At 70.4% G+C, this 25,502-nt stretch carries 23 protein-coding genes; 11 read left to right on the forward strand and 12 right to left on the reverse strand.

All coding sequences use genetic code 11. The annotated features are described in order from the left end of the window. Positions 1 to 216: 216 nt before the first annotated feature. Positions 217 to 1,392 carry a macrolide family glycosyltransferase gene (locus ABD140_RS32295; RefSeq protein WP_344245317.1) on the reverse strand — a complete coding sequence of 392 codons (1,176 nt, stop codon included), beginning with the start codon at positions 1,390 to 1,392 and terminating at the stop codon, positions 217 to 219. A 416-nt stretch (positions 1,393 to 1,808) separates the two neighbouring features. On the opposite strand from ABD140_RS32295, the gene ABD140_RS32300 reads away from it, so the two are divergent. Next, positions 1,809 to 2,549, forward strand: a complete 741-nt coding sequence (locus tag ABD140_RS32300) for a dienelactone hydrolase family protein (protein WP_344245319.1) — start codon at positions 1,809 to 1,811, stop codon at positions 2,547 to 2,549. Between the two features lie 218 nt (positions 2,550 to 2,767). Here ABD140_RS32300 and ABD140_RS32305 read toward each other — a convergent pair whose 3' ends face one another. After that, positions 2,768 to 3,145, reverse strand: coding sequence for a nuclear transport factor 2 family protein (locus ABD140_RS32305; RefSeq protein WP_344245321.1), 378 nt, complete (start codon positions 3,143 to 3,145; stop codon positions 2,768 to 2,770). Positions 3,146 to 3,202: 57 nt separating this feature from the next. Beyond that, positions 3,203 to 4,228 (reverse strand): LLM class flavin-dependent oxidoreductase, encoded by a 1,026-nt coding sequence (locus ABD140_RS32310; protein ID WP_344245323.1) that lies wholly within the window; start codon positions 4,226 to 4,228, stop codon positions 3,203 to 3,205. Between the two features lie 121 nt (positions 4,229 to 4,349). On the opposite strand from ABD140_RS32310, the gene ABD140_RS32315 reads away from it, so the two are divergent. Next, on the forward strand, positions 4,350 to 4,805 hold the full coding sequence (locus tag ABD140_RS32315; RefSeq protein WP_344245325.1) for a MarR family winged helix-turn-helix transcriptional regulator: 456 nt from the start codon (positions 4,350 to 4,352) through the stop codon (positions 4,803 to 4,805). Positions 4,806 to 5,080: 275 nt separating this feature from the next. Continuing rightward, positions 5,081 to 5,635, forward strand: a complete 555-nt coding sequence (locus tag ABD140_RS32320; protein ID WP_344245327.1) for a hypothetical protein — start codon at positions 5,081 to 5,083, stop codon at positions 5,633 to 5,635. Positions 5,636 to 5,717: 82 nt separating this feature from the next. Here the strand turns inward: ABD140_RS32320 and ABD140_RS32325 are convergent, their stop codons facing one another. Together ABD140_RS32325 and ABD140_RS32330 are read right to left on the reverse strand one after the other, a co-directional pair. Beyond that, positions 5,718 to 5,918 (reverse strand): hypothetical protein, encoded by a 201-nt coding sequence (locus ABD140_RS32325; RefSeq protein WP_344245328.1) that lies wholly within the window; start codon positions 5,916 to 5,918, stop codon positions 5,718 to 5,720. 213 nt (positions 5,919 to 6,131) lie between these two features. Next, positions 6,132 to 6,539, reverse strand: a complete 408-nt coding sequence (locus tag ABD140_RS32330; RefSeq protein WP_344245330.1) for a YciI family protein — start codon at positions 6,537 to 6,539, stop codon at positions 6,132 to 6,134. Positions 6,540 to 6,782: 243 nt separating this feature from the next. Here ABD140_RS32330 and ABD140_RS32335 point away from each other — a divergent pair, with 243 nt between their 5' ends. Both ABD140_RS32335 and ABD140_RS32340 read left to right on the forward strand, forming a co-directional pair. Next, positions 6,783 to 7,160, forward strand: coding sequence for a hypothetical protein (locus ABD140_RS32335; RefSeq protein WP_344245332.1), 378 nt, complete (start codon positions 6,783 to 6,785; stop codon positions 7,158 to 7,160). 6 nt (positions 7,161 to 7,166) lie between these two features. Further along, entirely contained in the window at positions 7,167 to 9,239 is a 2,073-nt protein-coding gene (locus tag ABD140_RS32340; RefSeq protein WP_344245334.1) for a tetratricopeptide repeat protein, read from the forward strand. Here ABD140_RS32340 and ABD140_RS32345 read toward each other — a convergent pair. Then, complete coding sequence (locus ABD140_RS32345) at positions 9,181 to 9,675, reverse strand: YybH family protein (RefSeq protein ID WP_344245336.1); 495 nt, start codon at positions 9,673 to 9,675, stop codon at positions 9,181 to 9,183. The genes ABD140_RS32340 and ABD140_RS32345 overlap by 59 nt on opposite strands. Before the next feature lie 63 nt (positions 9,676 to 9,738). On the opposite strand from ABD140_RS32345, the gene ABD140_RS32350 reads away from it, so the two are divergent. Both ABD140_RS32350 and ABD140_RS32355 read left to right on the forward strand, forming a co-directional pair. Beyond that, entirely contained in the window at positions 9,739 to 10,107 is a 369-nt protein-coding gene (locus tag ABD140_RS32350; RefSeq protein ID WP_344245338.1) for a winged helix-turn-helix transcriptional regulator, read from the forward strand. Between the two features lie 220 nt (positions 10,108 to 10,327). After that, a complete protein-coding gene (locus tag ABD140_RS32355; RefSeq protein WP_344245340.1) occupies positions 10,328 to 11,551 on the forward strand; it encodes a sensor histidine kinase in 1,224 nt (407 codons plus the stop codon). Positions 11,552 to 11,651: 100 nt separating this feature from the next. Here the strand turns inward: ABD140_RS32355 and ABD140_RS32360 are convergent, their stop codons facing one another. The 4 genes from ABD140_RS32360 to ABD140_RS32375 form a co-directional block, all read right to left on the reverse strand. Then, positions 11,652 to 12,293: a carbonic anhydrase gene (locus ABD140_RS32360; RefSeq protein WP_344245342.1), complete on the reverse strand. Its 642-nt coding sequence runs from the start codon at positions 12,291 to 12,293 to the stop codon at positions 11,652 to 11,654. Between the two features lie 130 nt (positions 12,294 to 12,423). Beyond that, positions 12,424 to 12,714: an STAS domain-containing protein gene (locus tag ABD140_RS32365; RefSeq protein WP_344245344.1), complete on the reverse strand. Its 291-nt coding sequence runs from the start codon at positions 12,712 to 12,714 to the stop codon at positions 12,424 to 12,426. Further along, positions 12,714 to 16,865 carry a SpoIIE family protein phosphatase gene (locus ABD140_RS32370; protein WP_344245346.1) on the reverse strand — a complete coding sequence of 1,384 codons (4,152 nt, stop codon included), beginning with the start codon at positions 16,863 to 16,865 and terminating at the stop codon, positions 12,714 to 12,716. Before ABD140_RS32370 ends, ABD140_RS32365 begins: the two co-directional genes overlap by 1 nt. A gap of 138 nt (positions 16,866 to 17,003) precedes the next feature. Then, positions 17,004 to 17,408, reverse strand: coding sequence for a hypothetical protein (locus ABD140_RS32375; RefSeq protein ID WP_344245348.1), 405 nt, complete (start codon positions 17,406 to 17,408; stop codon positions 17,004 to 17,006). Between the two features lie 308 nt (positions 17,409 to 17,716). Here ABD140_RS32375 and ABD140_RS32380 point away from each other — a divergent pair, with 308 nt between their 5' ends. Then, the gene (locus ABD140_RS32380) at positions 17,717 to 19,123 is read left to right on the forward strand and encodes a PP2C family protein-serine/threonine phosphatase (RefSeq protein ID WP_344245350.1); all 1,407 of its coding nucleotides are present in this window, start codon (positions 17,717 to 17,719) and stop codon (positions 19,121 to 19,123) included. A gap of 27 nt (positions 19,124 to 19,150) precedes the next feature. After that, positions 19,151 to 19,543, forward strand: a complete 393-nt coding sequence (locus ABD140_RS32385; RefSeq protein ID WP_344245352.1) for an STAS domain-containing protein — start codon at positions 19,151 to 19,153, stop codon at positions 19,541 to 19,543. 46 nt (positions 19,544 to 19,589) lie between these two features. Here ABD140_RS32385 and ABD140_RS32390 read toward each other — a convergent pair whose 3' ends face one another. Beyond that, positions 19,590 to 19,871, reverse strand: a complete 282-nt coding sequence (locus ABD140_RS32390; RefSeq protein WP_344245354.1) for a hypothetical protein — start codon at positions 19,869 to 19,871, stop codon at positions 19,590 to 19,592. A gap of 403 nt (positions 19,872 to 20,274) precedes the next feature. On the opposite strand from ABD140_RS32390, the gene ABD140_RS32395 reads away from it, so the two are divergent. Next, entirely contained in the window at positions 20,275 to 20,811 is a 537-nt protein-coding gene (locus ABD140_RS32395) for a hypothetical protein (RefSeq protein ID WP_344245356.1), read from the forward strand. 26 nt (positions 20,812 to 20,837) lie between these two features. On the opposite strand, the gene ABD140_RS32400 is transcribed toward ABD140_RS32395, so the two are convergent. Beyond that, positions 20,838 to 21,782, reverse strand: a complete 945-nt coding sequence (locus tag ABD140_RS32400; protein ID WP_344245358.1) for a LysR family transcriptional regulator — start codon at positions 21,780 to 21,782, stop codon at positions 20,838 to 20,840. Between the two features lie 113 nt (positions 21,783 to 21,895). On the opposite strand from ABD140_RS32400, the gene dnaE reads away from it, so the two are divergent. Next, positions 21,896 to 25,456 (forward strand): DNA polymerase III subunit alpha, encoded by a 3,561-nt coding sequence (gene dnaE, locus ABD140_RS32405; RefSeq protein WP_344245360.1) that lies wholly within the window; start codon positions 21,896 to 21,898, stop codon positions 25,454 to 25,456. The last annotated feature ends 46 nt before the right edge of the window (positions 25,457 to 25,502 follow it).

Raw genomic sequence — 25,502 nt, forward strand, 5'->3', positions numbered from 1 at the left:
CCGCAGGGAGGTCGGGTTCAACGCCGGATGGGTGATCGCCTGTCGGCTCGTCCTCCGGCATGATTCGCCTCCCCTCCCAATGGCAATTCCTCGCTTATCGGTAAAAACTCCCAAGGTGGTGGAGCCTTTGCCCTTACGGGACGGAGTCAAGGAAAGCCCTCGTGCCGATGTGCCGTGCGCTGCCGGTCGCAGCGACCGGCAGCGCACGGCGGGGGGTCAGGGCAGCTGGGACTCGATCACCTCGGCGGCGCGCGTCGCGCCGCCTTCGGTACGCGTCCGGGCGCGCAGCTCTGCCGCACGGCGTGCCACCGCCGGGTCCGACGTCAGTTCCAGCAGGGCCGTGCGCAGGGCCTCGGCCGTGGCATCAGCGGTGTCGATCCGTCGGGCCACGCCCAGTTCCACCAGGCGGTCGGCGTTCATGAACTGGTCGACGGCCTGCGGGACCGCGATCATCGGGGTGCCGGCGAGCAGGCCTTCGCTGCAGCCGCCCATCCCCGCGTGCGTGATGAACGCGTCGGCCTGCCGCAGGATCGCGGGCTGCGGCACCCAGGCGCGCACTTCGACGTTCGGCGGGATCGCGCCCAGCTCGGCGGGGTCGAGGTACTTGCCGATCTGCAGCACCATGTGCCAGCCCGGCAGGTTCCCGTAGGCGGCCAGGCAGTTGCGGTAGAACTCCGGCTGCCGCGTGTAGGCCGACCCCAGCGAGACCAGCAGGACCTTCTCGGCTCCGTCCGGACGCTTCCAGCCTTCCTGTTCGGCGCGTCCGCCCAGGCAGGGGCCCGTGAAGGTCACCACGTCGGTGTCGACCTTCTCCAGGTTCGGCTGCATGGCGCCGGGGATCAGCGCCACCGATCGCGCGGGACGGCCGGAGAAGGCGGCCGGGTCGGTGGTGAGGGCACCGCAACCGGCCAGCCACCGCGCGAACTTCTCCTGGTAGGCGACCGCGCCCGGCAGCGCCAGCATCGGCGCTGCCACCTCCTCCTCGTAGCCTTCCCAGGCCACGATCGCCGGGGACAGCTGCACGTACGGGCGGCCCTGGGACTCGGCCAGCGCCCGCGCCGCGTACGCGCCGATGTCGTACAGGTACACATCGGCCGGATCGTCGTCGTAGAAGGTCTGCAACTGCGGCAGCATCCGCATCGCGTCGTCGAGGAAGACGCCCATCGCGGCGATGGGGTCCTCCGGCCAGTCGTTGTCGGCGACCGGCAGCGTCGAGGTGTAGGGGACGAGCTCCGCCCCGGTGGAGGCCACCAGGTCGGCGGCGGCCGGGCCGTTGGCGTAGGTCACCCGGTGGCCGCGGGCCACCAGTTCGCGGATGACCTCCAGGCTCGGCAGCACATGGCTGACCGCGGGGATGCCGATCATCGCGATATGCGCACGGCGAGAAGACATGAGGAACCCACTTCACAGATCCACAGAGAACAAGGACGCGGAGAACCGGCGCGTCACCCGGAAGCGGCGGTGAACACACGCCGCGGGACGCGCCGGAACACGGGGCGCCTGCGCCCCGTCGGCATCAGCCGTAGGTCAGGGTCTGGAAGTACATGCCTCGAAGCTACTCGGCCGCATGATCGGAAGACAACCGGTTTTCCGGTGAAGGGCTGTCGGTACCGGGTTCGCGCAGGAGCATCCGTAAAACCCGTTGGCGGATCATGGCGGCTACTGCTACCTTGCCGGAGGCCGTGCAAGAGAACGAGGAGGTGGTACCCGTGAACGCAGTATCGACATGGGTGCTCCCTTCCGGGGCCACGGTCGGGCGATAGGTCGTCCGGGAGCGCCATTCAAGAGCACTCCCGAAAGGCACGACCATGCGTTTCACTTCCGAGCGGCGCCTCGACAACGGCGTCCTCGAACGCGGATTCACCCTCGGCGAGGTCCCCGGCATCCTGTGGACGCCCGATTCCGCCTCCGCCTCCGCACCGGTGCCGCTGATCCTGGTCGGTCACCCCGGCGGGCTGGACAGGATGTACCCCCGGCTGGCGGGGCGGGCCCGGCACACCGCGGAGCAGGGCTTCGCCGCGGCCACCCTAGAGCTCCCCGGGAGCGGCGACCGGCCCCGGTCGGCCGTCACCGACCAGGCCCGCGCCGACCTGCGCCGGGCGCTGGAGGCCGGCGAGCCGGTCGGCGAGGAGCTCATCGACCGGCTCGTCCTCCCGCTGGTCGAGAAGGCGGTCCCGGAATGGCGGGCCGCCCTGGACGCCCTCCTCTCGCTGCCCGAGATCGGCGGCCCGGTCGGATACTCGGGGGGAGTGATCTCCATCGGCACCCGGCTGGCGGCGGTCGAGCCGCGCATCTCGGCCGCCGTCCTGTTCGCCGGGAGCTTCGTGCCCCGCGTCATCTTCGAGGAGGCCCGGCAGGTCACCATCCCGCTGCTGGTCCTGCTGCAGTGGGACGACGAGGGCAACGACCGGCAGATGGCCCTGGACCTGTTCGACGCCTTCGGCTCCGAGGAGAAGACGCTGCACGCCAACCTGGGCGGCCACACGGGCGTCCCGCAGTTCGAGGGGGACGCCGCGGCCCGCTTCTTCACCCGGCATCTGATGGGTTAGCCGCCGCCGGCCTCGCCGTCAGCACGCCAGCAGACGGCGCCGGCCAAGACGCCGCTCATCGAGGACGGGTCCCGACCCTCCTCGATGAGCGGTGGTCGGCAGGTGCACGACCGCCCCCGATCGCAGCAGCGCCGGTCCTTTCACCGCCGGGTGCTCAGCGGCACAGGGAGTCGATGCGGTCGCGGAACTCACCACCTTCGGCTTCCCGGTCCCGGGCGTCAGGCGAGTTCGATGTCGATCTCGGAGATCCGTCCGTCGCGCACCTTGTAGCGGCCTCGCAGGTTCAGGGTCAGGGTCTCTCCTGCCTTGAGCTTCATGCCCATGAAGTCTGGAACATCTGCGCGTGCCGTCAGGGTGTTGACGATGGAGACGGTGGCGGTGTCGCCGTCCGCCTCGATGCGCTGGGGCGTCATCCGGTCGACGAACGTGGTGATCATCGTTCGGTAGGTGTCGAGGTAGCCGGGCAGGCCCTGACCGGTCCCCGCGGCCGAACGCAGGATGACGGAGTCGTCGAGCACGGCCGCGAGCCGGTCCGGGTCCTCGCTGTTGTAGGCGTCGTAGTAGGAGGTCATGACCTGGTTCACGGTGGTGGTCATTTTTCTCTTTCCGTGCGGGTTCTTCGGTGGCGATGTGGAGGGGCGGTCTTCGGGCCGTCAGGGTCCGGCCGTCCGGAGGCCGAAGGCGGTGGCGAGGAGCTCGTGTGAGCGGTGCCGGTCGGCCGGCTCGGCGATCATGTTCTGGATCATGATCTCGTCGGCGCCGCTCTCCGCGGCCATGCGTTCGAGGGTGGCGCGGACCTGGTCGGGGTCGCCGGCGATGAAGCGGGGCCAGCGGCCTGCGGCGATGGACGTCGGCTCGTCCCGCTCGGACGGGGTGAGCTCGCGGGCCGCCTCGTCGGCCGAGGGGACGAGGGTGTCGAACCGTCCGCGCCGCAGCCGGGCGTAGTAGGCCTTGGCCGAACCCACCAGGCGCTCGGCCTCGTGCTCGGTCTCCGCGACGGTGACGTTGACGCCGAGGATCGCCCTCGGCCCGCTCAGGCCGAACCCCCGCGGCCGGAACCGCTCGCGGTAGGCGCGCAGCGCCGGTGCCGCGCTCTGCGGGTTGATGAATCCGGCGAAGGTGTAGCCGATGCCGAGCCCGGCCGCCAGGTCGGAGCCGCCGGGGCTGGAGCCCAGCAGCCAGGTCTGCGGGACCTCGGGGACGCTCGCCATGAGCCGGGGCCCGGCGAAAGGATGGTCGTCGGGGAAGCCGCCGTGCAGCCACAGCACGGTCTCGGCGACCTGCTGGAGGTGGTCGGCGTGCGCGGGATTCTCCCGGTCCCGCTGGAGGGCCAGGTCGATCACCGGCCCGGCGGTGGCGCGCCCCATGCCGAGGTCGACCCGGCCCGGGAACATCGCCTCGAGCTGCTTGAACATCTCCGCGACCTTGAACGGGCTGTAGTGGTTCATCAGCACCGCGCCCGAGCCCACCCGGATACGGCTGGTCCGTGCTCCCACGGCAGCGATCAGCAGTTCGGGATGGTGCGAGGCGCCCATCGCGTTGGCGTGGTGTTCGGCGAACCAGATCCGGTGGAATCCGAGCCGCTCGACGTGCGCGGCGAACCGCACCGAGTCGGCCAGCGCCTGCTTCTCGTCGCCTCCCGGTGCCACCAGGCCCAGGTCCACCACCGACAACCGCATCCGACCACCCCTGCGCAGGGCCGGCGGCAACCACCGACCACGTCGTGTCGAACAGACCCTAGGAGGAAGTATTTGGTTTGTCCAAACCAACTTTCTGATCCGAGGGGCCTATGCTTCTGGCATGGCCGCGTCCACCTCGCCCCTGCAGGTCTTCGAGCAGAGCCTGAGCACGGTGATCCGCCTGCTCGAAGAACGCGAGGGCGACGTCGCCCTCCGCTGCGGCCACGACCTCCCGCCGGCCTCCTGGTCGTTGCTGGAGCACCTGCACGCCCGGGGGACCCTGCGCGTCTCCCAGATCGCCGCGTGCCTCGGCGTGGACATCTCCTCCATCACGCCCCGCCTCAAGGCGCTGGAGGGTTCCGGCCTCATCGCACGGCGGCGCGATCCCTCCGACGGCCGCGTCCACCTCATCGCCATCACCGAGACCGGCAGCCAGGCGGTCCATGGCCTCCACCAGGCCCGCTGCGAACTGCTGGAAGGCCTCACCGGCGACCTCGCCCCCGGGCAGATCTCCGACGCCGCGGCCGTCCTCGCGCATGTCGCACGTCGACTGGACGATCAGCGGCCGCACGTCTGAGGCCTGTTTCCTGGACCGGACGAGGAGCCGGTGAGGGTCGGGGCGGAGTGGGCGGATCCCGGCACGGCGGCGTGCCGAAGAAGGAAACGTTCGGTCATGTCTTGACATCGGAGTGCGCGAAAGGGTCTTCTAGTCACACGTTGCGAAACCGTGTTTCCTCTACCGAAACGCCGGGGGCGCGCTCGGCCGCATGCGGACCGGTGGGCGCGCTCGAGGAGCCGCGGCGTGCTTCCGTGCGGGTCGCCGTGATCCGCACGCGACAGAAGGAGCGGTTCATGTCGACCAGCCCGATGAAGACGAAGGGCCGCGGGGCACTGCGCGGCCTCACCCTCGGCGCCACCGCGATCATGCTGGCCACCGTGGGGTTCGGCAGCGCCCCCGCCTCGGCCGGTACCGGGACCGTGGCCTATGGCTGCCGCATCTTCTCCACCAATTTCGACTACAACGCCAAGGTCACCATGAAGGGCCCGGCCAAGCGCTCCGTGGGCGACACCGTGAAGATCACCGCGGACTTCTCGGCGCTGCCCGGGGTGTCGCCGGTCGCCGTCGACTCGTGGAAGACCACCGGCAAGTTCGTCGCGTCGGGCGCCCAGAAGACCTCCGTCAGCGCGTCGGGGCCGAAGAAGACCGGCCCGGTCAAGGCCAAGGCCAAGATCCCGATCGGGAAGCTGACCGGCAAGCTGCGGTTGAAGAAGGCGGGGAAGGTCACGCTGACCACGGGCGCGATCAAGATCACCGCGACGGCGCTCGGCTCGTCCGTGGCGATGACCTGCACCCCCAAGAAGAACAAGCCCCTGCCCAAGCTGCTGAAACTGACCGTGAAGCGCTAGGTCCCCGTCCTCGGACCAGCTGCGGAGCCGGACGGACGGGGCCGTCTCGGCGATGGCGCCGAGACGGGGTGCGGGCCGGTGCTCACGTACGGCGGACGCGCCTCCTCAAGGACCTCAGCAGGGCGCCGCCCAGGACCCACACCAGGAAGCAGCCGATGGCGCCCTGCCCGAACCGCGCCCACGCGGACGCTCCGGCGTCGTCGGAGAGGGCCGCCAGGATCATGGTGAGTCCGACGACGATCCCGAGGAACGTCCCCAACCAGGCCAGAAGGCGTTTGATCATCGGATGCCTCCCTGTTCCGTAAAGGGGGGACTCTACGCGGTCTCGACGGGCCGGTTCTCCCTCGGCGTCGCTCCCTGGCGACGGCGGGGGAGAGCGGGGTCGAGCAGGACGTGTCGAGGTACTTGCGTCAGGCCACGGTGACCGCCCGGGGGCCTGCGGCGCGCCGTCCGGCCGCACCCGCACGGCCTCGACCCGGGCCTGGTCCCTCGTGCGTCACTCCGTGGTGGACGGGGGATCGGTCAGGAGCGGCCGCAGCTCCAGCCACTCCTGGACCGGCCTCCCATCCGCGCCCGGAGCGGCGGAGAGCTCGCCGGCCAGCTCGAGCGCCCGCTCGTAGGACTCGACGTCGATCACCATCCAGCCGGCGATCAGGTCCTTGGTCTCCGCGAACGGGCCGTCGGTGACCGGCGGCCGCCCCTGCCCGTCATGGCGGACGAACACGCCTTCCGGGGAGAGCGCCCGGCTGTCGACGAACTCGCCGGTCTCCTCGAGCCGCGCGGCGAAGTCCCGCATGTACTGCATGTGGGCCGAGACCTCCTCCGGCGTCCACCGGTCCATCGGCACGTCGTTGACCGACGCCGGAGCGCCCCGGTAGTGCTTGAGCAGCAGGTACTTGGCCATCGTGTCCTCCTCGGTGGGGTACGGCCCATCGTGGCCGTGTGTATCCGTGGGGACGGAGCCGAGTGCGGGTTCTCGACATCCCATGGACGAGGTTTTCCGCCTTCGGATCACCCTGGTGGCGAACTTCCCGGACGGCCGGGCGCGGTCAAACGATGATCCTGCCCGCCCGCGGGGCCGCGAGTGTTCTCCGCGGGTTTCCTTCGGCCGCCGCCTGTGATCTTGTTGGGGCGAGATCATGTGAAGATGAAGCCGAATGGGTTGAAATGGGCGGGTGGGATCGTCGTGGGCGCGGCGATCGTCGGGTTGGCGGTGTATCTGGCGACGCTGGGGTGGGAGAAGGCGGGCTGGGTCGCGGGGGTGGTGTCGATGTTCCTGACGGTGGCCGGTGTGGGGCTGGCGGTGGCCGGTGAGATCCGCGGGCGCCGGGAGGCGGGGCCGGGCGGGCAGGGCCCGGCGCAGGGCCTGGCGCAGGGTTCGGTGACGAACACGATCTCCGGTACCACCAACAGCGGCACGATCATTCAAGGCCGGACGGTGAACCCGCCGCCTGGGACCGCTCCTGCCGCCGAGCCTCCGGTGCGGGAGGACGGGCCCGCCGACGGCGCTGCCGGGCAGGGCTGATCCGGGGTGGGGGAGGTCTCCAACACGGTCGCCGGGACGTTCAACCTCGGAGTGATCGTTCAGGGCGAGCATGTCACGGTGCGGTTGCCCGTGCAGCTGTCGGCGGCGATGGCGGGCCTGCCCGCGGTGAAGTCGTCGTTCACCGGCCGGGAGGAGGATCTGCGGGCACTGTTGGAGGTGCTGGCCCCGCACGCGGACACCGCCGCGGCCGACAGCGGTGCGGTGCTGGTGTCGGCGGTGGGCGGGATGGGCGGGGTCGGCAAGACGGCCTTGGCGGTGCGCGCGGCGCGGACGGCGCTGGAGCGCGGCTGGTTTCCCGGCGGTGTGCTGTTCGTGGACATGTTCGGCTACGACCCTGAGCGCGCGCTGGACGTCGATGCGGCGGTGGCGGGGTTCTTGCGGGCAATGGCGGTGCCGGGTGAGCACATCCCGGCGGACCCGGGCGAGCGGCTGGTGTTGTACCGGTCGGTGCTGGAGGGCTACGCGAGCTCGGGCCGTCCGGTGCTGGTGTTCATCGCCAACGTCGCAGAAGCCGGGCAGGCGTTGGCGCTGCTGCCGGGACACGGCGCGTGCCGGGCGGTGGTGACCAGCAGAGAGCGGCTGGCCGGACTGGACGCCCGCCTGATCGATCTGGACGCCCTCCCCGAGGCCGAAGCGGTGGCACTGCTGGCCAACGCCCTGCACACCCGCCTGCCCGACGACACCCGCCTGGCCGATGAGCCTGACGCCGCACGGGAGCTGGCCGGCCTGTGCGCAGGGCTGCCGCTGGCGCTGCAGATCGCCGCCGCCCTGCTGGCCGGGAACCCGCATCAGAGCGCGGCCGGCCTCGCCGACATCCTGCGGCCCACGGGAGAGCGGTTGAGTGAGCTGCGCGACCACCGCGGCACTCTGCACACGATGTTCGACCTGTCCTACCAGCGCCTGCCCGCCGACCGGCAACGACTGTTCGCGCTGCTGCCGGTCGGCCACGGCTCCGACATCTCCACCACCGCGGCTGCCGCCCTGGCCGACCTGGACCCCACCACCACACGCCGCATACTGGAAGGCCTGGCCGGCGCCCATCTCGTCGAACCCGCCCCCACGCCGCCGGGCGGCGAGCAGCGGTGGCGGATGCACGACCTGCTGCGCCTGTACGCCCGCCACCTGCCCGACACCGACCGCGGCAGCGCCCACACACGGCTCCTGGACCACTACCAGACCACCGCGGAGCTGGCCGCCGCCCATCTCAGGCGGAGCGCCGACGGTGATCCGGCATCCGCTGCCTTCCCCGACCGCGGCAGTGCCCTGGCCTGGCTGGACGCCGAACTCGACAATCTCGCCGCCGCCATCACCGCGCCCCCCGCCGACGACCACCACCGCGAATTCGCCCGCGACCTCCCCCTCACCCTGGCCGACTACCTCGCCTGGAGACGCCACTTCAACCAGCGGATCACCCTCACCACCGTCTCCCTCCAGCAAGCCGAGCACTTCGGCGACCTGCCCTCCAAAGCCGCTGCACTGAACAACTTGGGGAGCTCCCTGCGGGAGGTGCGGCGGTTCGCGGAGGCGATCGAAGCCCACCAGCAGGATGTGCAGATCTGCCGGGAGGCCGGCGACCGACCCGGTGAGGGCACGGCGCTGAACAACCTGGGGCTCGTTCTGCGGGAGCTGCGGCGGTTCGCGGAGGCGATCGAAGCCCACCAGCAGGATGTGCAGATCTGCCAGGAGATCGGTGACCGGCCCGGTGAGGGCATGGCGCTGAACAACCTGGGGCTCGTACTGGTAGAGGTGCGGCAGTTCTCCGAAGCGATCGACGCCTACCGGCAGGCCGCCGCCATCTACCGGGAGATCGGCGACCGCTATGGCGAGGGTGGAGCCCTGAACAATCTGGGGCTCGTACTGGTGGAGGTGGGGCGGTCTTCCGAAGCGATCGACGCCTACCGGCAGGCCGCCGCCATCTTCCAGGAGGCCGGCGACCGGTACCACGAGGGCGGGGCGCTGAACAACCTGGGGCTCGCGTTGAGGAGACGTGGTCGGTTGATCAAGGCGGGGAGGGCGTTCCTCCGTGCGTGGGAGCTGCTGAGCGAGTTCGAGGAGTGAGCACGGGTGCGCTCTCTCGGGGCGTTGGCTCCGCGGGGTCCTCGACGGCGAGCGGCTGTGGGCGGAGGCCGAAAGGGTTGTCGATGACGTACCGCCAGCGGCCGTCCGGCCCCCGCCGGGCGACGTCGGTGGCGGTGCCCTCGATGTGCACGGCCCGACCGTCGGGATCGGTGCCCTCGATGGTCCAGTCCACGATCAGCAGTGCCAGGTCCGCGTTGCGGTAGACGTGGCGCGGACGGACCGAGATGGGGATTCCGAGCCGCTGCAGGCGGCTGTTGGCGGCATGGAGGTCCGGGCCGGTCACCGGCGTTCCCGGCTGTGCGACCAGTACCGCCGCCTCCTCATAGACCTGTGCCAGCGCAGTGGCGTCGCCGCTGTTGAACCGTTCGGCGAACACCGCGGGCACCTCATCGGGCCGTTCGGCCAGTTCTCGCATGATCGACACACGTCCTTTCAAACCGGGAGAATCCAAGCGCTCTACACGTTAGGAGGCGCTCTCGTGACTCACCGAACGGTTGGTCACCCGCCCGGGCTGCCCGACGACCCGCACGCGACCGTCGCGGCTCCCACTTCCGCCTGCCCGGTGGAGATCACGCTGGCGGCCCTGCAGGGCCGCTGGACGACACTGGTGGTCCGCGAACTGCTGCGCGGTGACCGCTCCTACAGCGAACTGCGTGCGGCCCTGCCCGCCTTGTCGGACAAGGTGCTCTCCGATCGGCTGGCGCAGCTCGGCGAGGCCGGCGTCGTCCATCGTGATCGCCGTCCGGGCTGGCCGCCGCGAGTGCGCTACACGCTCACCGCCCGTGGACGCCGACTCGGCCCGGTCCTCCAGGCCCTGTGGGATTGGGGAGCGGACGCCCCGGACTGAGAGACGGGGCTGTTTCCCAGAACTCTGCCCGAAGCAGCTCAGAGCAGGGCAAAGGCGCTGGGGGAAGCCGACGGGTGGAATCGGCCAAGGTCATGGCCGGTTGTACCGATAAGGGAAGTTTTGGCAAGGTCATCACTTTCCCGTTTCGGGGCGCCCCTCGGCGGTCCGGGGGATCACTCGTCTGGGGGCCGCCGAGTCGGCGGGGGCGGGGGGAGCGGAGATGGCGGAGATCGATCCGGCGGTGTTGTTCGACGCCGAGCCGGTGCCGGTGGCGCTGGTATCGCCCGAAATGATCTTTCTCGCGGTCAACCGGGCTTATGAGGAGATGCTGGGTCACTCACGCCAAGAGGTGATCGGCCGTGATGTGTTCGAGGTGTTTCCCGGCGGGCCTTCGGGTGAGGAGGCGCAGGCGGTGCGGTACTCGCTGGAGCGGGTGCTGGCCACGGGTGAGGTCGACCTGCTGCCGGTGCACCGCTACGACATCGAGGTTCCCGGTAGGCCGGGGGAGTTCGAGGAGCACTACTGGAACGTCACCACCGCCCCGCTGCGGGACGAGAAGGGCGAGGTGATCGGGATCTTCCTCCAGCCCCAGGAGGTGACGGCCGTCCTTCGCCACCTGCGCCAGGAGGAATCCCCGCCCGCTCTCGCGGAGCCGCGCATGCCGTACGCGGAAGCCGTCGAGGCCCATTTGCTCGCTCAGGCCGGCCAGTTGTGCGAGATCAATCAGCGACTGCGCCACGCCAATGTCCAGGAGCGGCAGACCGCCGAGGGGCTGCGCAAGGCGGTGCGGCAGCAGCGTGAGGCGCTGGCCGACGCCTCTCATGATCTGCGCGGGCCGCTCACCGGCCTGCTGCTACGGCTGCAGGACGCCCTGGACGATCCCGAAGCCGACCCCCGCCAGGTTCTGCAGGACGCCTTGCACGACGCCGAACGGCTCGGCGACATCGTCGGCGACCTGCTGGAAATGGCACGCCTGGAGTCCGGTGCGCCCACCGAGACCGAGCCGGTCAACCTTTCGCGCCTGGTGGCGGGTGAACTGCTGCGCCTTTCCCCCAAGAACGCCGTCACCACCCACCTGGACCCGGGTGTCATCGTCGACGGATCCCCGCTGCGCCTGGCACGCCTGGTGGCCAACCTGCTGGCCAACGCCGAGCGCCACGCCCACTCCCACCTGGAGGCGATCGTCAGCGCCCAGGGCGGCCAAGCGGTCCTGGAAGTCATCGATGACGGCTCCGGCATCCCCGACGCCGACAAGGAAGCGGTCTTCCGCCGCTTCTACCGCCGCAGCGACGCCCGCCGCAGCGACCCGGGCGGAACCGGCCTGGGCCTGGCCATCTCCCGCCAGATCGCCCAGATGCACGGCGGCACCCTGCACGCCGCCGACCGCACCGACCACCACTCCGGAGCCCGCCTCGTCCTGCGTCTGCCGCTGAGCCAGCCATGACGCCGGGATCCGCCCTCGCACCGGACCGGTGCGAGGGCTCCGCAAGAACAAGGCGATCCGTTCGGTGAAACCGGCGCCGCCGTCATCCCCGTGCGGGAGGTCAGGCGACTGCGACAGGAGACGCCTCGACGCCGTGCGCGGTGACGAGGTGGGTGGTGCCGTCGGTCAGCCGGTACGTCATGCCGACGACCGCGAGACGACCGGCCGCCACGGCCTCGGCGACGACCTTCGAACGGTCGAGCAGCAGGTCCACGGTGTGGCGTACGTGTGCGGCGATGAAGTCCGTGTCCTCGGTGCATCCGGCGGCCTGGGCGGCCAGCACGCTGGGGGTGACCCGCTCGATCACGTCGCGGACGTAGCCTTTGGTGGTGGCGCCGTCCTGGACGGCCGCGCGGGTCGCGCCGACCGCGCCGCAGGAGTCATGTCCGAGGACGGTCACCAGGGGGCAGTCCAGGAGTTCCACCGCGTACTCGATGGTGCCGATCACCTCGGGCCCCATGACGTGGCCGGCGGTGCGGACGACGAAGAGGTCGCCCAGCCCGCGGTCGAAGATGATCTCCCCGGCCAGCCGGGAGTCCGAGCATCCGAACAGCACCGCGAAGGGCGACTGCGCGGGCGCCACCTCGGAGCGGCGTGCGGCGTCCTGGTTGGGGTGCTCCGGGGTGCCGGCGACGAAACGCCGGTTGCCGGCCAGCAGCGTCTCGAAGGCTTCTTTAGGGCTGAGAGCAGCGTGGGCGTCCATGCCCGCACCTTACAATCCGCGTGCTCATCGCCTTTGCTTCAGGGGGTCCGTAGACCGGATCACCCCGGAATGCGAGGGCCGCGGGAGCCGATCCGAAAGCCCTCGGCGGACGGCCCGCATCGTGCGGCGACTACTCCAGGCCGTGGACGGTGGCCACGTCGGCGAGCCCCGAGAGGGTGAGGACGGGGGCCAGAAGGGGAGTGGTGATGAGTTCGAGGCGGTCGGCGTGGTCGAACAGCACGCTGAGGCCGGCGCTGTCGAGGTAGTCGACGGCGGTCAGATCGATGACGACCCTGCCGCGCGCGTCGTCGAGGGCGGCGGCGAGGGCGGTGGTGTTGCTCATGTCGATCTCACCGACGGCCGTGAGGAGGGTGGTCCCGTCGGAACGATGACTGGAGGTGAGGGTGAGCGGGGTGGTCATCAGGCGATCCTCGTGTACATGTCGACGGTGGTGCCCGTCGGACCGGGGGTGATGGTGACCTGCTGCATGAGCGTGCGCATGAGGATCACGCCGCGGCCGCGGTGGGTGTTGGTCTCGGGCCGGGGCTCCTGCCAGCGGCCGGTGTCGGCGATGGTCAGGTGCAGGTTGTCGACGAGTGCTTCGGCACGGAGCTGCACGACCTCGCCGGGAGCGTGGCGGTGGCCGTGCTCGATGGCGTTGGCGCACGCCTCACCGGCGGCGACCAGGACGTTCTGCACGGTCTGCGGGGGGAGCTGGCACTGGGCGAGCCAGTTGCGCAGCGCCTTGCGGACGGAGGCGAGCTGGGCGGACTCGGCGGGGAAGGACATCTCCAGCGGGGCGGGATGGCGGTACAGCAGCAGGGCGACGTCGTCGTCGTAGCCGCCGGCGGGGGCCAGGCGGGCCATGACCTGGGTGGCGAGGTCGTCGACGGCGGTGTTCCGGCCGGCCTGGACGGCCGCGCCGGCCAGGTCGATCCCGGCGGTCAGCGGCTGGCGGCGGCGTTCGACGAGCCCGTCGGTGTAGAGCAGCAGCGTGGAACGGGGCGGGACGGTGCACTCGGCCTGGGGCCGCTGGGTGATCGGTCTGACCGCGAGCGGGACGAACCGGCCGCCCGCCAGGTGTTCGGTGGTGCCGTCCGCGTGGGCGAGGATGCCGGGCGGGTGTCCCGCGCTGGAGTAGACCAGGTGGCCGGTGCCGGGGTCCAGGACGGCGCAGAAGACGGTGGTGCACTGCGCGCCGGGGACGGTGGCGGCGAAGTGGTCGAGGGCCATGAGGACCCGGGCGGGACCGGGATCCTGCAGCAGGAGGGCGCGGCAGGCGCTGCGCAGCTGCCCCATGACGGCGGCGGCGGCCAGCCCGCGGCCGACGCAGTCGCCGACGACGATGCCGATGCGCCCGTCGGGCAGCGGGATGGTGTCGTACCAGTCGCCGCCGACCTCCAGGGGGCGGGCGGCGGGCTCGTAGCGGACGGCGAAGCCCTCGGGCAGGCTGGAGGGGCCGAGGATGGCCCGCTGCAGTGCCAGCGCGGTCTCGCGCTGCTGGTCGATCTGGTGGGCGCGGACCAGCCCCTGGGTGAGGTGGCCGGCCAGCAGGGACAGCAGGGTCTGGTCCTGGTCGGTGAAGGGCCGCCCGTCGCCCAGGCCGAGCCACAGGACCAGCCGGCCCTGCGGATGCTCCAGGGTGATGCCCGCGCCCGTGGCGCGGTCGGCGACCGGGACCAGCGTCTGGTGGTCGCGCAGGGCGGTCAGGGCGGCGCGCTGCTCCTCGGTCAGGCCGTCCCAGGACAGGCCGGGTTCCGTGGCGGTCAGCGAGGGCGCGTCGTCGCCGAAGACGACGGCCGTCACACGCTTGGCGAGCCAGAGTTCCCTGAGCTCCTCCAAAGCGCCGGACAGCGCTTCGGCCAGGCTCGTCGCCTGGGACAGGCGCATGCTCAACGCCGCCAGGGCGCTCTCGCGCTGGATGGCGTAGTGCTCGGCGGTCACGTCGCGGAAGGTGCCCACGATCACCTTGCGGCCGGTGTCCGGATCGTGGATCTGGTTGAAGGTGATGCCGGCCCACAACCGGTGTCCGTCGCGGTGGACGACGGGGATGGTGTAGCTGCCCCGGCTGTCGTCGAGCAGGGCGGCGAAGACCTCCTCGACCTGCCGGTGGGCCTGGGGGTCGGTGGCGGCGTCCGGCCACCAGGGGTGGATCGGCCGGTAGGGCAGGTCCTCGGCGGCGTAGCCGAGGATGTCGGTGAAGGCGGCGTTGATCTCGATGACCGCCCCCTCCTCGTCGCAGACGAAGAACGCCTCCTGCATGGAGTCCACGAGCGCGGTGCGCCAGCGCGCGTGGTGGTTGCGCAGCCGCGCCAGCTCCACGTTCGCCCGGACGCGCGCCAGGAGTTCGGCGGCGGCGAACGGTTTGACCAGGTAGTCGTCGGCGCCGGCCTGCAGGCCCTCGATGGAGGCCTCCTGCCCGGCCCGGGCAGAGAGCAGCAGCACCGGGACGGACGCCGTCCGGGGGTCGGTGCGCAGCGCCGCGACCAGCGACAGGCCGTCCAGATGGGGCATCATCACGTCGCTGACGACCAGGTCGGGAGGGTTCGTGCGGACGGCGTCCAGCGCCTCCAGGCCGTCGCTGACCGCGTCGATCGCGTACCCGGCGCCGGTCAGGAGGCGGGAGAGGTACTCGCGCATGTCGGCGTTGTCGTCGGCGATCAGCACCCGGGCCGAGACGGCGGCGCCCTGCGACGGCGCGACCGGTCCCTCGACCGGTACGGAGAACGGTCCGGGCCGCTCGTGCGGCAGCCAGCGCAGCGCCTCCTGCACATAAGGGTCGGCGGTGGAGGAGACGGTGTTCGGGCCGCTCGCCTCCACCAGCGACTCGGCCGGAAGGTGGGCGGTGCCGTAGGGCAGCCGGATGGTGAAGGCGGTCCCCTCGTTCTCGGCGCTCCGCGCGGTGATGGCGCCGCCGTGCAGGCCGACGAGCTCCTGGACCAGCGACAGGCCGATGCCGCTGCCCTCGTTGGAGCGGGACCGGGCGCTCTCGATGCGGTGGAAGCGCTCGAACAGCCGGGGGACCTCCTCGGCGGACACGCCGATGCCGGTGTCCGCGACGGTGACCACGGCGTGGTCGTCCTCCGCGCGCACCGCCACCCGGATGGATCCCTCGAAGGTGAACTTCAGGGCGTTGCTGAGCAGGTTGAGGACGATCTTCTCCCACATGCCGCGGTCGACGTGCACGGGCCTGCCCAGCGGGGGGCAGTCGACTTCGAACGCGAGCCCGGCCTTGTCGACGGCGGAGCGGAACACGCTGGCCAGCTCGGCCGTGGTGGCGGCCAGGTCGACGGGCTCGTAGCGGGCCTGCATGCGACCGGCTCCGATGCGGGAGAAGTCCAGCAGGGTGTTGACGAGCTTGCTCATCCGCAGCCCGTTGCGGTGGATGGTCTCCAGTTCCTCGCGGACGCGTTCGTCCCTCTCGCCGATCCCGCCGAGCAGCTCTTCCAGCGGCCCCAGGATCAGGGTGAGCGGGGTGCGGAACTCGTGGCTGATGTTGGAGAAGAACGTGGTCTTGGCGCGGTCCAGCTCGGCGAGTTCCTCGGCCCTCCGCTGCTGGGTCTGGTAGCTGCGGGCGCTCGCCACGCCCGCCGCGATGTGGCCCGCGACGAGCTCGGCGAAACCGCGGTAGCCCTCGTCCAGGGGGCGGTAGCGGTTCAGCGCGGCGACCAGGAACCCGTACGGCGCGTCGCCCTGCTGCAGCAGCGGCAGCACCAGCGCGTGCGTCGGCGGCTCCGACCAGTCTCCCGCCGGCAGGCCGGTGTACGCGCCGCCCTTGAGCTCCATCAGCACCGACTCGCCTCGGACGAGCGCCACCGCGGGCCACACCGCGTTCGGGTCGTCCACGGCCAGCGTCTCCGGGACGGCACGGTGGCCGGAGGCGATGCCGGTCGAGGCCGTGAGCCGTGCGGAGCCGTCCTCGTGGAACAGGTAGGTCAGGGTGAACGGGAAGTCACGCAGATTGCGGTCGAGCTGACGGCCGGTGAAGGCGAGCATCTCCTGCTCGGTGCGTACCACGCTGAGGTCGGAGCCCAGGTCCCGCAGCGTCGCCATCTGCCGTTCGCCGATGACCCGCTCGGTGTCCTCGCTGACCACGCAGAGCATGCCGACGACGTCCTCGGCTTCGTCGCGCAGGGGGCTGTAGGAGAACGTGTGGTAGGACTCCTCGGGAAAGCCCGACCGTTCGAGGAACAGCAGCAGGCCCTCGTCCCAGGTCGCCTCGCCCGTGGACAGCACGGTCCGGATCCGGGGGCCGATGTCGTCCCAGATCTCCGCCCACACCTCGTTCGCCGGCCGGCCCAGCGCCCACGGGTACTTCTGGCCGAGGGTGTCCCGCCGGTAGGCGTCGTTGCAGAAGAACGTCAGCTCCGGGCCCCACGCCATCCACATGGAGAAGCGGGACGACAGCAGGATGCTCACCGCCGTCCGCAGGCTCTGCGGCCAGCCGTCCGGCGCGCCGAGCGGAGTGGCCGCCCAGTCCACCGCGGCGAGATCCCGCCCGACCACGGCGTCCGCGGCGAACACATCGGCCATCGCCGATGCCTTGTGTTCGGTGCCTTCAGAACGCGTCACGGACATCCTTTTCTTCACACCGATCGCTCCCGAAGCGGCCCCGCTCCTGCTGGTAGGCAGGATACGGCAATCGCTTCCTTTCCTGGATGTGCTGGTCCGGAGGGGGGAAGGCCGAAGATCCGGGCGCTCTCCGTCTGCTCATGCCCGCTCCTTGACGGTGGCCACCAAGGAGCGCAGCCGGGTCAGGGCCTGCTCCGCATCGTTGACGTGATCAGAGTGCACGATGAGGACGTCCGGAACCACGCGGAGGCCGACCGGCTCGGTGCGCCACTGCAGCAGGGGGGAGAAGACGACCGCGCACCGGTTCAGCACCCGTGCCAGCTGTCCGCGGGAGAGCGCGGCGGCCATCGCGACGACGGCCAGAGCCTCACGCAGCCTGAGCATCCTTCCTGCCAGCGACATCGACCCGTCGGCCGGCCGCCCCAGCAGCGTCCACAGCCTCTCGGCGATCGCACGATCGCCGTCGGTCAACCGCCACAGTCCGGAGGCCAGCTGCTCCTCGGTGTCCACGGCGATCTCCTCGACCGCCGTTCTCATACTCACTGGAGTTTCGTTACCGATACAGCCTGGGACGACACAGTGATGCTTCCCTCATCTGTACGATCTCTCGGGTTCCCGAGGATTCTGGAAAGAGCCGCACCTGCCTCCTGAAGCGCGGCCGCAGGGTACGGGCCGCAGGAGAGCACCAGGCCCAAGTGTCGTGGAAAAGGCCGCTAAGATCAGCCGTTGCACTGAAATGTTATGCAGGGAGTGCGCTGGTGGGACCAACGATGGGTGGACGGACATCTCCCGGAACGGCTCAGGCCACCGTGGCGCGTGGGCGGACCGGCGCCCGTCCGGATCCCGGCCCGGTGACGGACCTCTCGCACAAGCTCGATGAGCGGGCACGGCTGGCTGCGGTGCACCGCTACGACATCCTCGACAGCCCGCCGGAGGAGGCCTTCGACCGGATCGCGGCCATGGCGGCCCGGCTGCTCAAGACACCGATGGCGACGGTGGCGTTCGTGGACGCCGACCGGGTCTGGTTCAAGGCCGCCCACGGGTTGGAGGGGGTGCGGCAGGTCGGCTGCGAGCCCGGCCTGTGCACGTCGGTGATCGAGTGCGGAAAGCCCATGGCCGTCCGGGACGCCCGGGCCGACGCGGTGGCGCGCTCTCATCCGCTGGTCACCGGTGCGCCGGGGGTGGGGTTCTACGCGGCGGCGCCGATCATCACCTCCCAGGGGCACCGGATCGGCACGGTGAGCGTGATGGACACCCGCCCCCGCCGGTTCGGCCCGCAGTCGGCGGCCGCGCTGGCCGACCTCGCCGCCCTGGTGATGGACAGGCTGGAGCTGCGGCTGTCGGCGCTGCAGATGCTGCAGGAGGAACGGCGTCTGCGCGAGGAGGCCGAGCGCCAGCAGGCCGAGGTGGAGCGGTTCGCCACCACTTTGCAGCGCACCCTGGTCCCCCCGGCGCTGCCGCGGATCTCGGGCATGGAGCTGGCCAGCCATTACCAGACGGCCTCCTCCCGCCATGTGGGCGGCGACTTCTACGACGTGTTCGCCCTGGACCACCGGCGGTGGGCGTTCTTCGTCGGGGACGTGTGCGGCAAGGGCGCCGTGGCCGCGTCCGTCACCTCGCTGATCCGCTACACCCTGCGCGCCGCCGCCCTGCACCAGGACGATCCCGAGAAGGTGCTGGAGGAGCTGAACACCGCTTTGAACCTCGACCCCCACCATGGGGGCAGGTTCTGCACCGCGGTGTTCGGCATCCTGGAGCCCGCCGCGGACGGCGGTTTCACCGTGAAGGTCGCCACAGGCGGACATCCGCCGATGATGCTCCTGCGCGCGCCCCGGCCCGGCGAGCCCGCACGGGTGGAGTCGGTGGAGGTGTACGGGATGCTGATCGGCGCCCTGCCGGAGGCCGTCTTCTCCTCCACCACACTGCACCTGGCACCGGGGGACGGACTGCTGGCCTACACCGACGGCCTCATCGAGGCGCGCCCGGACGGGGGCGGCATCCTGGGACACGAGGGCCTCCAGCAGCGCCTGGCCGCGCACGTGAACCGGGTGTCCCGGGAAGCGAGGATCTCCGCACCGAGTATCGTCGCCGATACCATCGCGATGCTGGACACCTTCGTCCAGGGCTCCGGCGACGACATCGCCGTCCTGGCGCTGCACGCCTTGACCCATCCGTCGGAGGCCGCCGAGGAAGGTCCGGTGGAGGCGGAACTGGCGGTCGACATGGCGGTGGGCGCCGCCCCGCCTTCGGATCTTTAGTCTCCTCAACCTGAAGAAGGACACCGCATGCACGCTTCGCAGCTGAGCATCGCTTTGGCCGCCGAGCACGGCAAGGCCGCCGTGCTCACCGTCGCCGGAGACCTCGACCTGCACACCAGCGATCTGTTCGACGAGCGGATCGCGGCCGCCGTCCGCCCCGGCATCACCGATGTGGTCCTGGAGATGTCCCAGGTGTCCTTCTGCGACTCGACCGGCCTGAGCGCGTTGATCATACTGTTCCGGCGGCTCAACGCCGAAGGCGGTCACCTGGCCTTGGCCGCTCCGCCCGACCGGCTGTTCCGCCTGCTGCAGATGACCGGCATCCACCAGCTCATCCCCTCCCACCCCAGCTCCGAGGCGGCCCTGCAGGCCAGGGGCCACATCGCCCCCGGCGAAGCCGGCGGCCCCGACCGGCCCTGACGGCGGTCACCGCCGAGTGGGTGATCATCCATCGGTTCGGGGCGGCTCAGCAGTCCTCGCGTCGGGCGCCGAGGTGCGGCTCGAGCCGGTCGAGGAGGTCGAGTTGCAGCCGGAGCGCGGTGGCGGCCGGTGCCCGGAGGATCTGGCGGAGGCGGGCGGGGGCGTCCGGAGGGATGGCCAGGTCGTCGAGGTGGCGTGGGAAGGTGCCCAGGTCGAGTGAGGGATGGGGCAGGTCGTTGACCGTCCAGGCGGTGCGGACCAGGAGGTCGACCGGCAGGGGGCGGGCCCTGCGCCACGGGGCTCCGTCGGTGTCGCCGGAGCCGACCACCAGGACGTCGAGGTCGGAGTCGGGAAACGGATGTCCTGCATGAACTCTCCCGGGTGGCGCGGGTCAGACGAAAGCGGCGGCTCGTCGGTCAGTTGAAGCAGTGCTGCTTGGCGTGCGCCAAGCCCATCTGGTCCACCTTGTCACGCAACTCCCGCAGAGTCGGGCGGGCGGGGATACCGGACAGATGCGGGCTGCGGGAGCCGGGCCGTGCCCGCGACGCGTTCGTGGAGCCGGACGGCGGAGGCGGTGCCGCCGAGTGATCTTGGTGTGGCGGCCTGGACACCTCTTTGTGGCGGGCCCCGGAAACGGTGCCGTGCGTCACGAAGGGGGAAGGAGGGATGCAGCGGTGCGCTGATGCCGGTGCAGGATGTACTTCGCCGATGCGTCGGATGGAGAGGTCGGGATGAACGATTACGAGAAGGTCGTGCAGGCGGTGAAGGCGGCGCAGATAGCCATGGGGATGTGGTCGGACCGGGTGCGCCAGTCGGGTGAACGCCGCCATGGGCTGGGGCCGACCGATCCCTTGTGGGAGGTCGACGCCGACTACAGGGCGTCGCTGGACGCCGCCGCGGCGTTGAGTGAGGCGCTGGAGGTGATAGAGGGGATGGCCGAGGTCGCCGATCGCACCGAGAAGGAGCATGCCGCGGCGGAGGAGCGGGAACTCGCCCGGGCGGCCGCCGAAAGCCCGGAGCAGGCGCATCAGGCCGCCGTGCTGAGCGAGTTGGCCGAGGCGGGCTTTGAGCACCAGGACGCGGAGTTCCGCCTGGAGGCGACGGCCGAGAGGGTCCGCCGCGCCATCCTCGCCGCCCGCGCCGAAGGCGTCCCGGCCCACCGTGCGGCCCAGATAGGAGGGGTCCCGGTGGAGTCGGTCGACCGCTGGGCATGCCAGGCCGAGCAGGCGCAGATGGCCGTGGTGCACAAGGACCAGCGAGCCTCTTGATCCTGCCGCCCCGGCCCGGCCGGCGTTCAACGGTGCTCGGGGCCTGCGGTGAAGAGGGCGCGGTCGGGGTCCGGAAGCCATTGGCGTCGCGGGTCGAAGGGCCGGTGGCTGTTCGTGATGTGGCGGACGAGCAGTTGCAGGGCCGGGTGCCGGTTCCGGGGGTGGTGGAGCAGCGACCACGGATAGACGGGCACGGGGTCGACGAGGGGGATCTGGACGGTGTCCGGGTGCCAGGGCAGGCGTGACCTCTCCCCGACGAGGCTGGCCTGCTCGCCGGCGGCGACCTCGTTCACGAAGTGCTCGTAGCCGAAGTTGGGTCCGGAGGCGTCGATGCCGATGCCGAAGGCGGCGCCGAGGTAGCAGTGGTATTCGGCCCATTCGCTCCCGGCGGCGTTGCCGGGCATCCATACGGTGGTTCCGGCCAGTTGCGTGATCTCCACCTGGCGCCGTTCGGCGAGGGGGTGGCCGCGGCTGACCAGCAGGTGCACCGGTTCCAGGTAGGCCGGTATGCGGACGAGGCCCTCCACCGTCGCGGTGACCCGGCAGAAGGCCGCGTCGACGGTCCCGCGCGTGAGGGTGTCGCGTGCGGATCGGAGCCCGTCCGAGGTGATGATCTCGATGTCGGCCTCCCTGGCGGTCTCATAGAACCCCTGGACCAGGTCGATGGCCGCCGTCCGGGTGTCCAGCACGTCGACGCGGAGCGCGCGGCGCCGGTCCCGCAGCAGGGAGAGCGCCTGGTCGGCGGCGTTGACGAGGGCGCGCGCGTGGGGGAGGAACGCCTTCCCGTCCTCGGTGAGCTCCGCCCCGGTGCGTGAGCGGGACAGCAGCCGCATGCCGAGGTCGGATTCGAGTTTGGCGATGCGTTTGGAGACGGCCTGCTGGCTGATCCCCAGCGCGGCCGCGGCCTCGCTGAAGTACCGGTCCTCGGTGACGGCGAAGAAGGCGCGGACCGCGGCGAGGTCGAGGTCCACCTCACCTCCATGCACAACAGCTGGTTGTGGATTGTCGGCGTGTCGATTGTTGGACAACACCACTCGCTCTCGGGTCGAATGCACGGGCTCGCGGATAAATCTACAACCAGGGGATGTGGATATCGGTGCGTTCCTTCGTGCATCTCCACGTGCACACCGAGTACAGCATGCTCGACGGCGCGGCCAAGGTCGGCCTGCTGATGCGGGAGGTGTCCCGGCAGGGGATGCCCGCCGTGGCGATGAGCGACCACGGCAACGTGCACGGCGCGTACGAGTTCTACCATTCGGCCGAGCGGGCCGGCGTCAAGCCGGTCATCGGCATAGAGGCCTATGTCGCACCCGGCTCCCGGTTCCGCAAGGAGGCCGTCTACTGGAGCGACGACCTCGCGCTGCGCAAGTCCAACGACGACACCGGAGAAGGCGGTGACGTCTCCGGCCGCGGCCTCTACACCCACATGACGATGTGGGCCGCCGACGCCGAGGGGCTGCGGAATCTCTTCCGCCTCCAGTCGAGGGCCTGGCTCGAAGGCCACGCGCAGAAGTACCCCCGGATGGACGACGAGCTGCTCGCCGAGCACGGCAGAGGCATCATCGCCACGACCGGCTGCCCCTCGGGCGCGGTGCAGACGCGGCTGCGCCTGGGCCAGTACGACAAGGCCGTCGAGACCGCCGCCGGATACCGCGACATCTTCGGCAAGGAGAACTACTTCCTGGAGCTGATGGACCACGGCATAGCCATCGAACGCCGCGTCCGCGACGACCTGCTCCGTTTGGGAAAGGAGCTGGACCTGCCGCCTCTGGCCACCAACGACTCCCACTACGTGACCGAGGACCAGGCCCAGGCGCACGACGCCCTCCTGTGCATCGGCACCGGCAAGCAGCTCGCCGACCAGAAGCGTTTCCGGTTCTCCGGGAGCGGCTACTTCATCAAGACCGCCGAGCAGATGCGAGCGCTGTGGGACACGGAGGTCCCCGGCGCGTGCGACAACACGCTCCTGATCGCCGAACGCGTCGCCGACTACGGGGAAGTGTTCGCCCACCGCGACCTCATGCCGAAGTTCCCCGTCCCCGACGGCGAGAACGAGTCCTCCTGGCTGCGCAAGGAGGCGCTGGCCGGCGCGCGGCGCCGCTACAGGGGCGACCCGCCCCAGGAGGTCGTGGAACGCATCGACTACGAGCTTTCGGTGATCGACGACATGGGCTTCCCCGGCTACTTCCTCGTGGTCGCCGACATCTGCCGCCACGCCCGCGCCAACGGCATCGGCCTCGGTCCGGGGCGCGGCTCGGCGACCGGGTCGATGGTCGCCTACTGCACGGGCATCACCGAGCTCGACCCGATCGAGCACAAGCTGATCTTCGAGCGCTTCCTCAACCCCGAGCGCATCACGATGCCCGACGTCGACCTGGACTTCGACGACCGCCGCCGGGACGAGATGATCAACTACGTCACGGAGAAGTACGGCGACGACCGGGTGTGCCAGATCGTCACCTTCGGCACCATCAAGGCGAAGGCCGCCGTGAAGGACGCCTGCCGGGTCCTGGGCTACCCGTACGCGCTCGGCGACCGCATCACCAAGGCCTTCCCGGCCGCCGTCGGCGGCAAGGAGATCCCGCTGTCGGCCATCCGCGACGAGGGCCACCCCCGCCACGGCGAGGCCGCCGAACTGCGGAAGATGTACGCCGAGGAGCCCGACGTCAAACGGATCGTCGACACCGCGACGGGCGTGGAGGGCCTGACCCGCGGCACCGGCGTCCACGCCGCGGGCGTGATCCTGTCGTCCGAGCCGCTGGTCGACGTGCTGCCCCTGGTGAAGCCGAAGCAGGACGGCCCGGTCATCACCGCCTTCCCCTTCACACAGGCCGAGGAGATGGGCCTGCTCAAGATGGACTTCCTCGGACTGCGCAACCTCACCGTCATCAACGACGCGATCGCGAACGTCAAGGCCAACAAACGCGTCGAGATCGACATCCGCGAGGTCCCCTTCGACGACCGCAGGACCTACGAGCTTCTGGCGCGCGGCGACACCCTCGGGGTGTTCCAGCTCGACAGCGGCGGGATGCGGGTCCTGCTGCGGCTGATGCAGCCGACGGTGTTCACCGACATCGCCGCGGTCAACGCCCTGTACCGGCCGGGGCCGATGGAGATGAACGCCCACACCAACTACGCGCTGCGCAAGACCGGCAAGCAGAAGGTGGAGCCGATCCACCCGGAGCTCGAAGAAGCGCTGGAGCCGATCCTGGGGGACACCTACCACCTGGTGGTCTTCCAGGAGCAGGTCATGGCGATCGCCCAGCAACTCGCCGGGTACTCCCTCGGCGGCGCCGACATGCTGCGCCGCGCGATGGGCAAGAAGAAGAAGGAGGTCCTGGACGCCGAGTGGGGCAAGTTCTCCGCCGGTATGGGGGAACGCGGCTTCTCCGACGAGGCCGTCAAAGCCGTGTGGGACGTGCTCGTCCCGTTCTCCGGCTACGGCTTCAACAAGTCGCACACCGCCGGGTACGGCGTCGTGTCCTACTGGACGGCCTACCTCAAGGCCAACCATCCCGCCGAATACCTCGCCGCGCTGCTCACCTCGGTCGGCGACGACAAGGACAAGATGGCGGTCTACCTGTCGGACTGCCGCCGCCTCGGCATCAAAGTACTGCCCCCGGACGTCAACGACAGCGAGCTGAACTTCGCCGCCGTCGGCCAGGACATCCGCTTCGGTCTCGGCGCGATCCGCAACGTCGGCGCGAACGTCGTCGCGGCGATCGTCAAAGCCCGCCGCGAGAAGGGCGCCTACACCGACTTCAACGACTTCCTGAACAAGGTCCCGCCGATCGTCTGCAACAAGCGCGTCATCGAATCACTGGCCAAGGCCGGCGCGTTCGACGGCCTCGGCCACCGGCGCAAGTCCCTCGTCGCGGTCCACGAACAGGCCATCGACGCGATCATCGACGTCAAACGCCACCAGGCCCAAGGCCAGGACTCCCTCTTCGGCGCCCTCGACGAACCCGGCGAGAGCTCCTTCTCGGTCGCGATCCCCCAGGAGGAGTGGGACAAGAGCATCCTGCTGGCCTTCGAGCGCGAGATGCTCGGCCTGTACGTCTCGGCCCACCCCTTGGACGGCACCGAGCGGATCCTGAAGGCCAACCGCGACACCACGATCGCCCGCCTCCTGTCTTCCGGCCGCACGGACGGCCCCGTACAGGTGGCCGGGATCATCTCTAGCCTGCAGCGCAAGGTCACCAAGCAGGGCAACCCCTGGGCGATCGTCACCCTGGAAGACCACGACGCCGCGGTGGAATGCCTCGTCTTCCCCAAGGCCTACACCCTGTACGGCGAAGCCCTGGCCGAGGACCGCGTCGTCTCCGCCCGAGGCAGGACCAACACGCGCGACGAGACAACGAGCATCTACGTCGAGGAGATCACCCCGCTCGACGTCTCCCAAACCGACACCGGAACCCCCGTGGTGATCACCCTCCACGAGAGCCGAGTGAACCCGAGACTCGTCCAGGAGCTCAAACAGATCCTGACCACCCACCCCGGCCGAACCCCGGTCCACCTGCTCATGCACCGCCACGGCGCCAAGAGCGTCCTGATGGACCTCGAACCCTTCCAGGTCACCCCCGCCCCGGCGTTCTACGGCGACCTCAAAGCCCTGCTCGGCCCCGACGCGATCCGCGGAACATGACGACGTTGTGTCGCAGCACCGACAACCCGCCCGGGCCGTCGCCGAC

It is taken from the genome of Actinocorallia libanotica (assembly GCF_039525175.1).
GTDB lineage: Bacteria > Actinomycetota > Actinomycetes > Streptosporangiales > Streptosporangiaceae > Actinocorallia > Actinocorallia libanotica.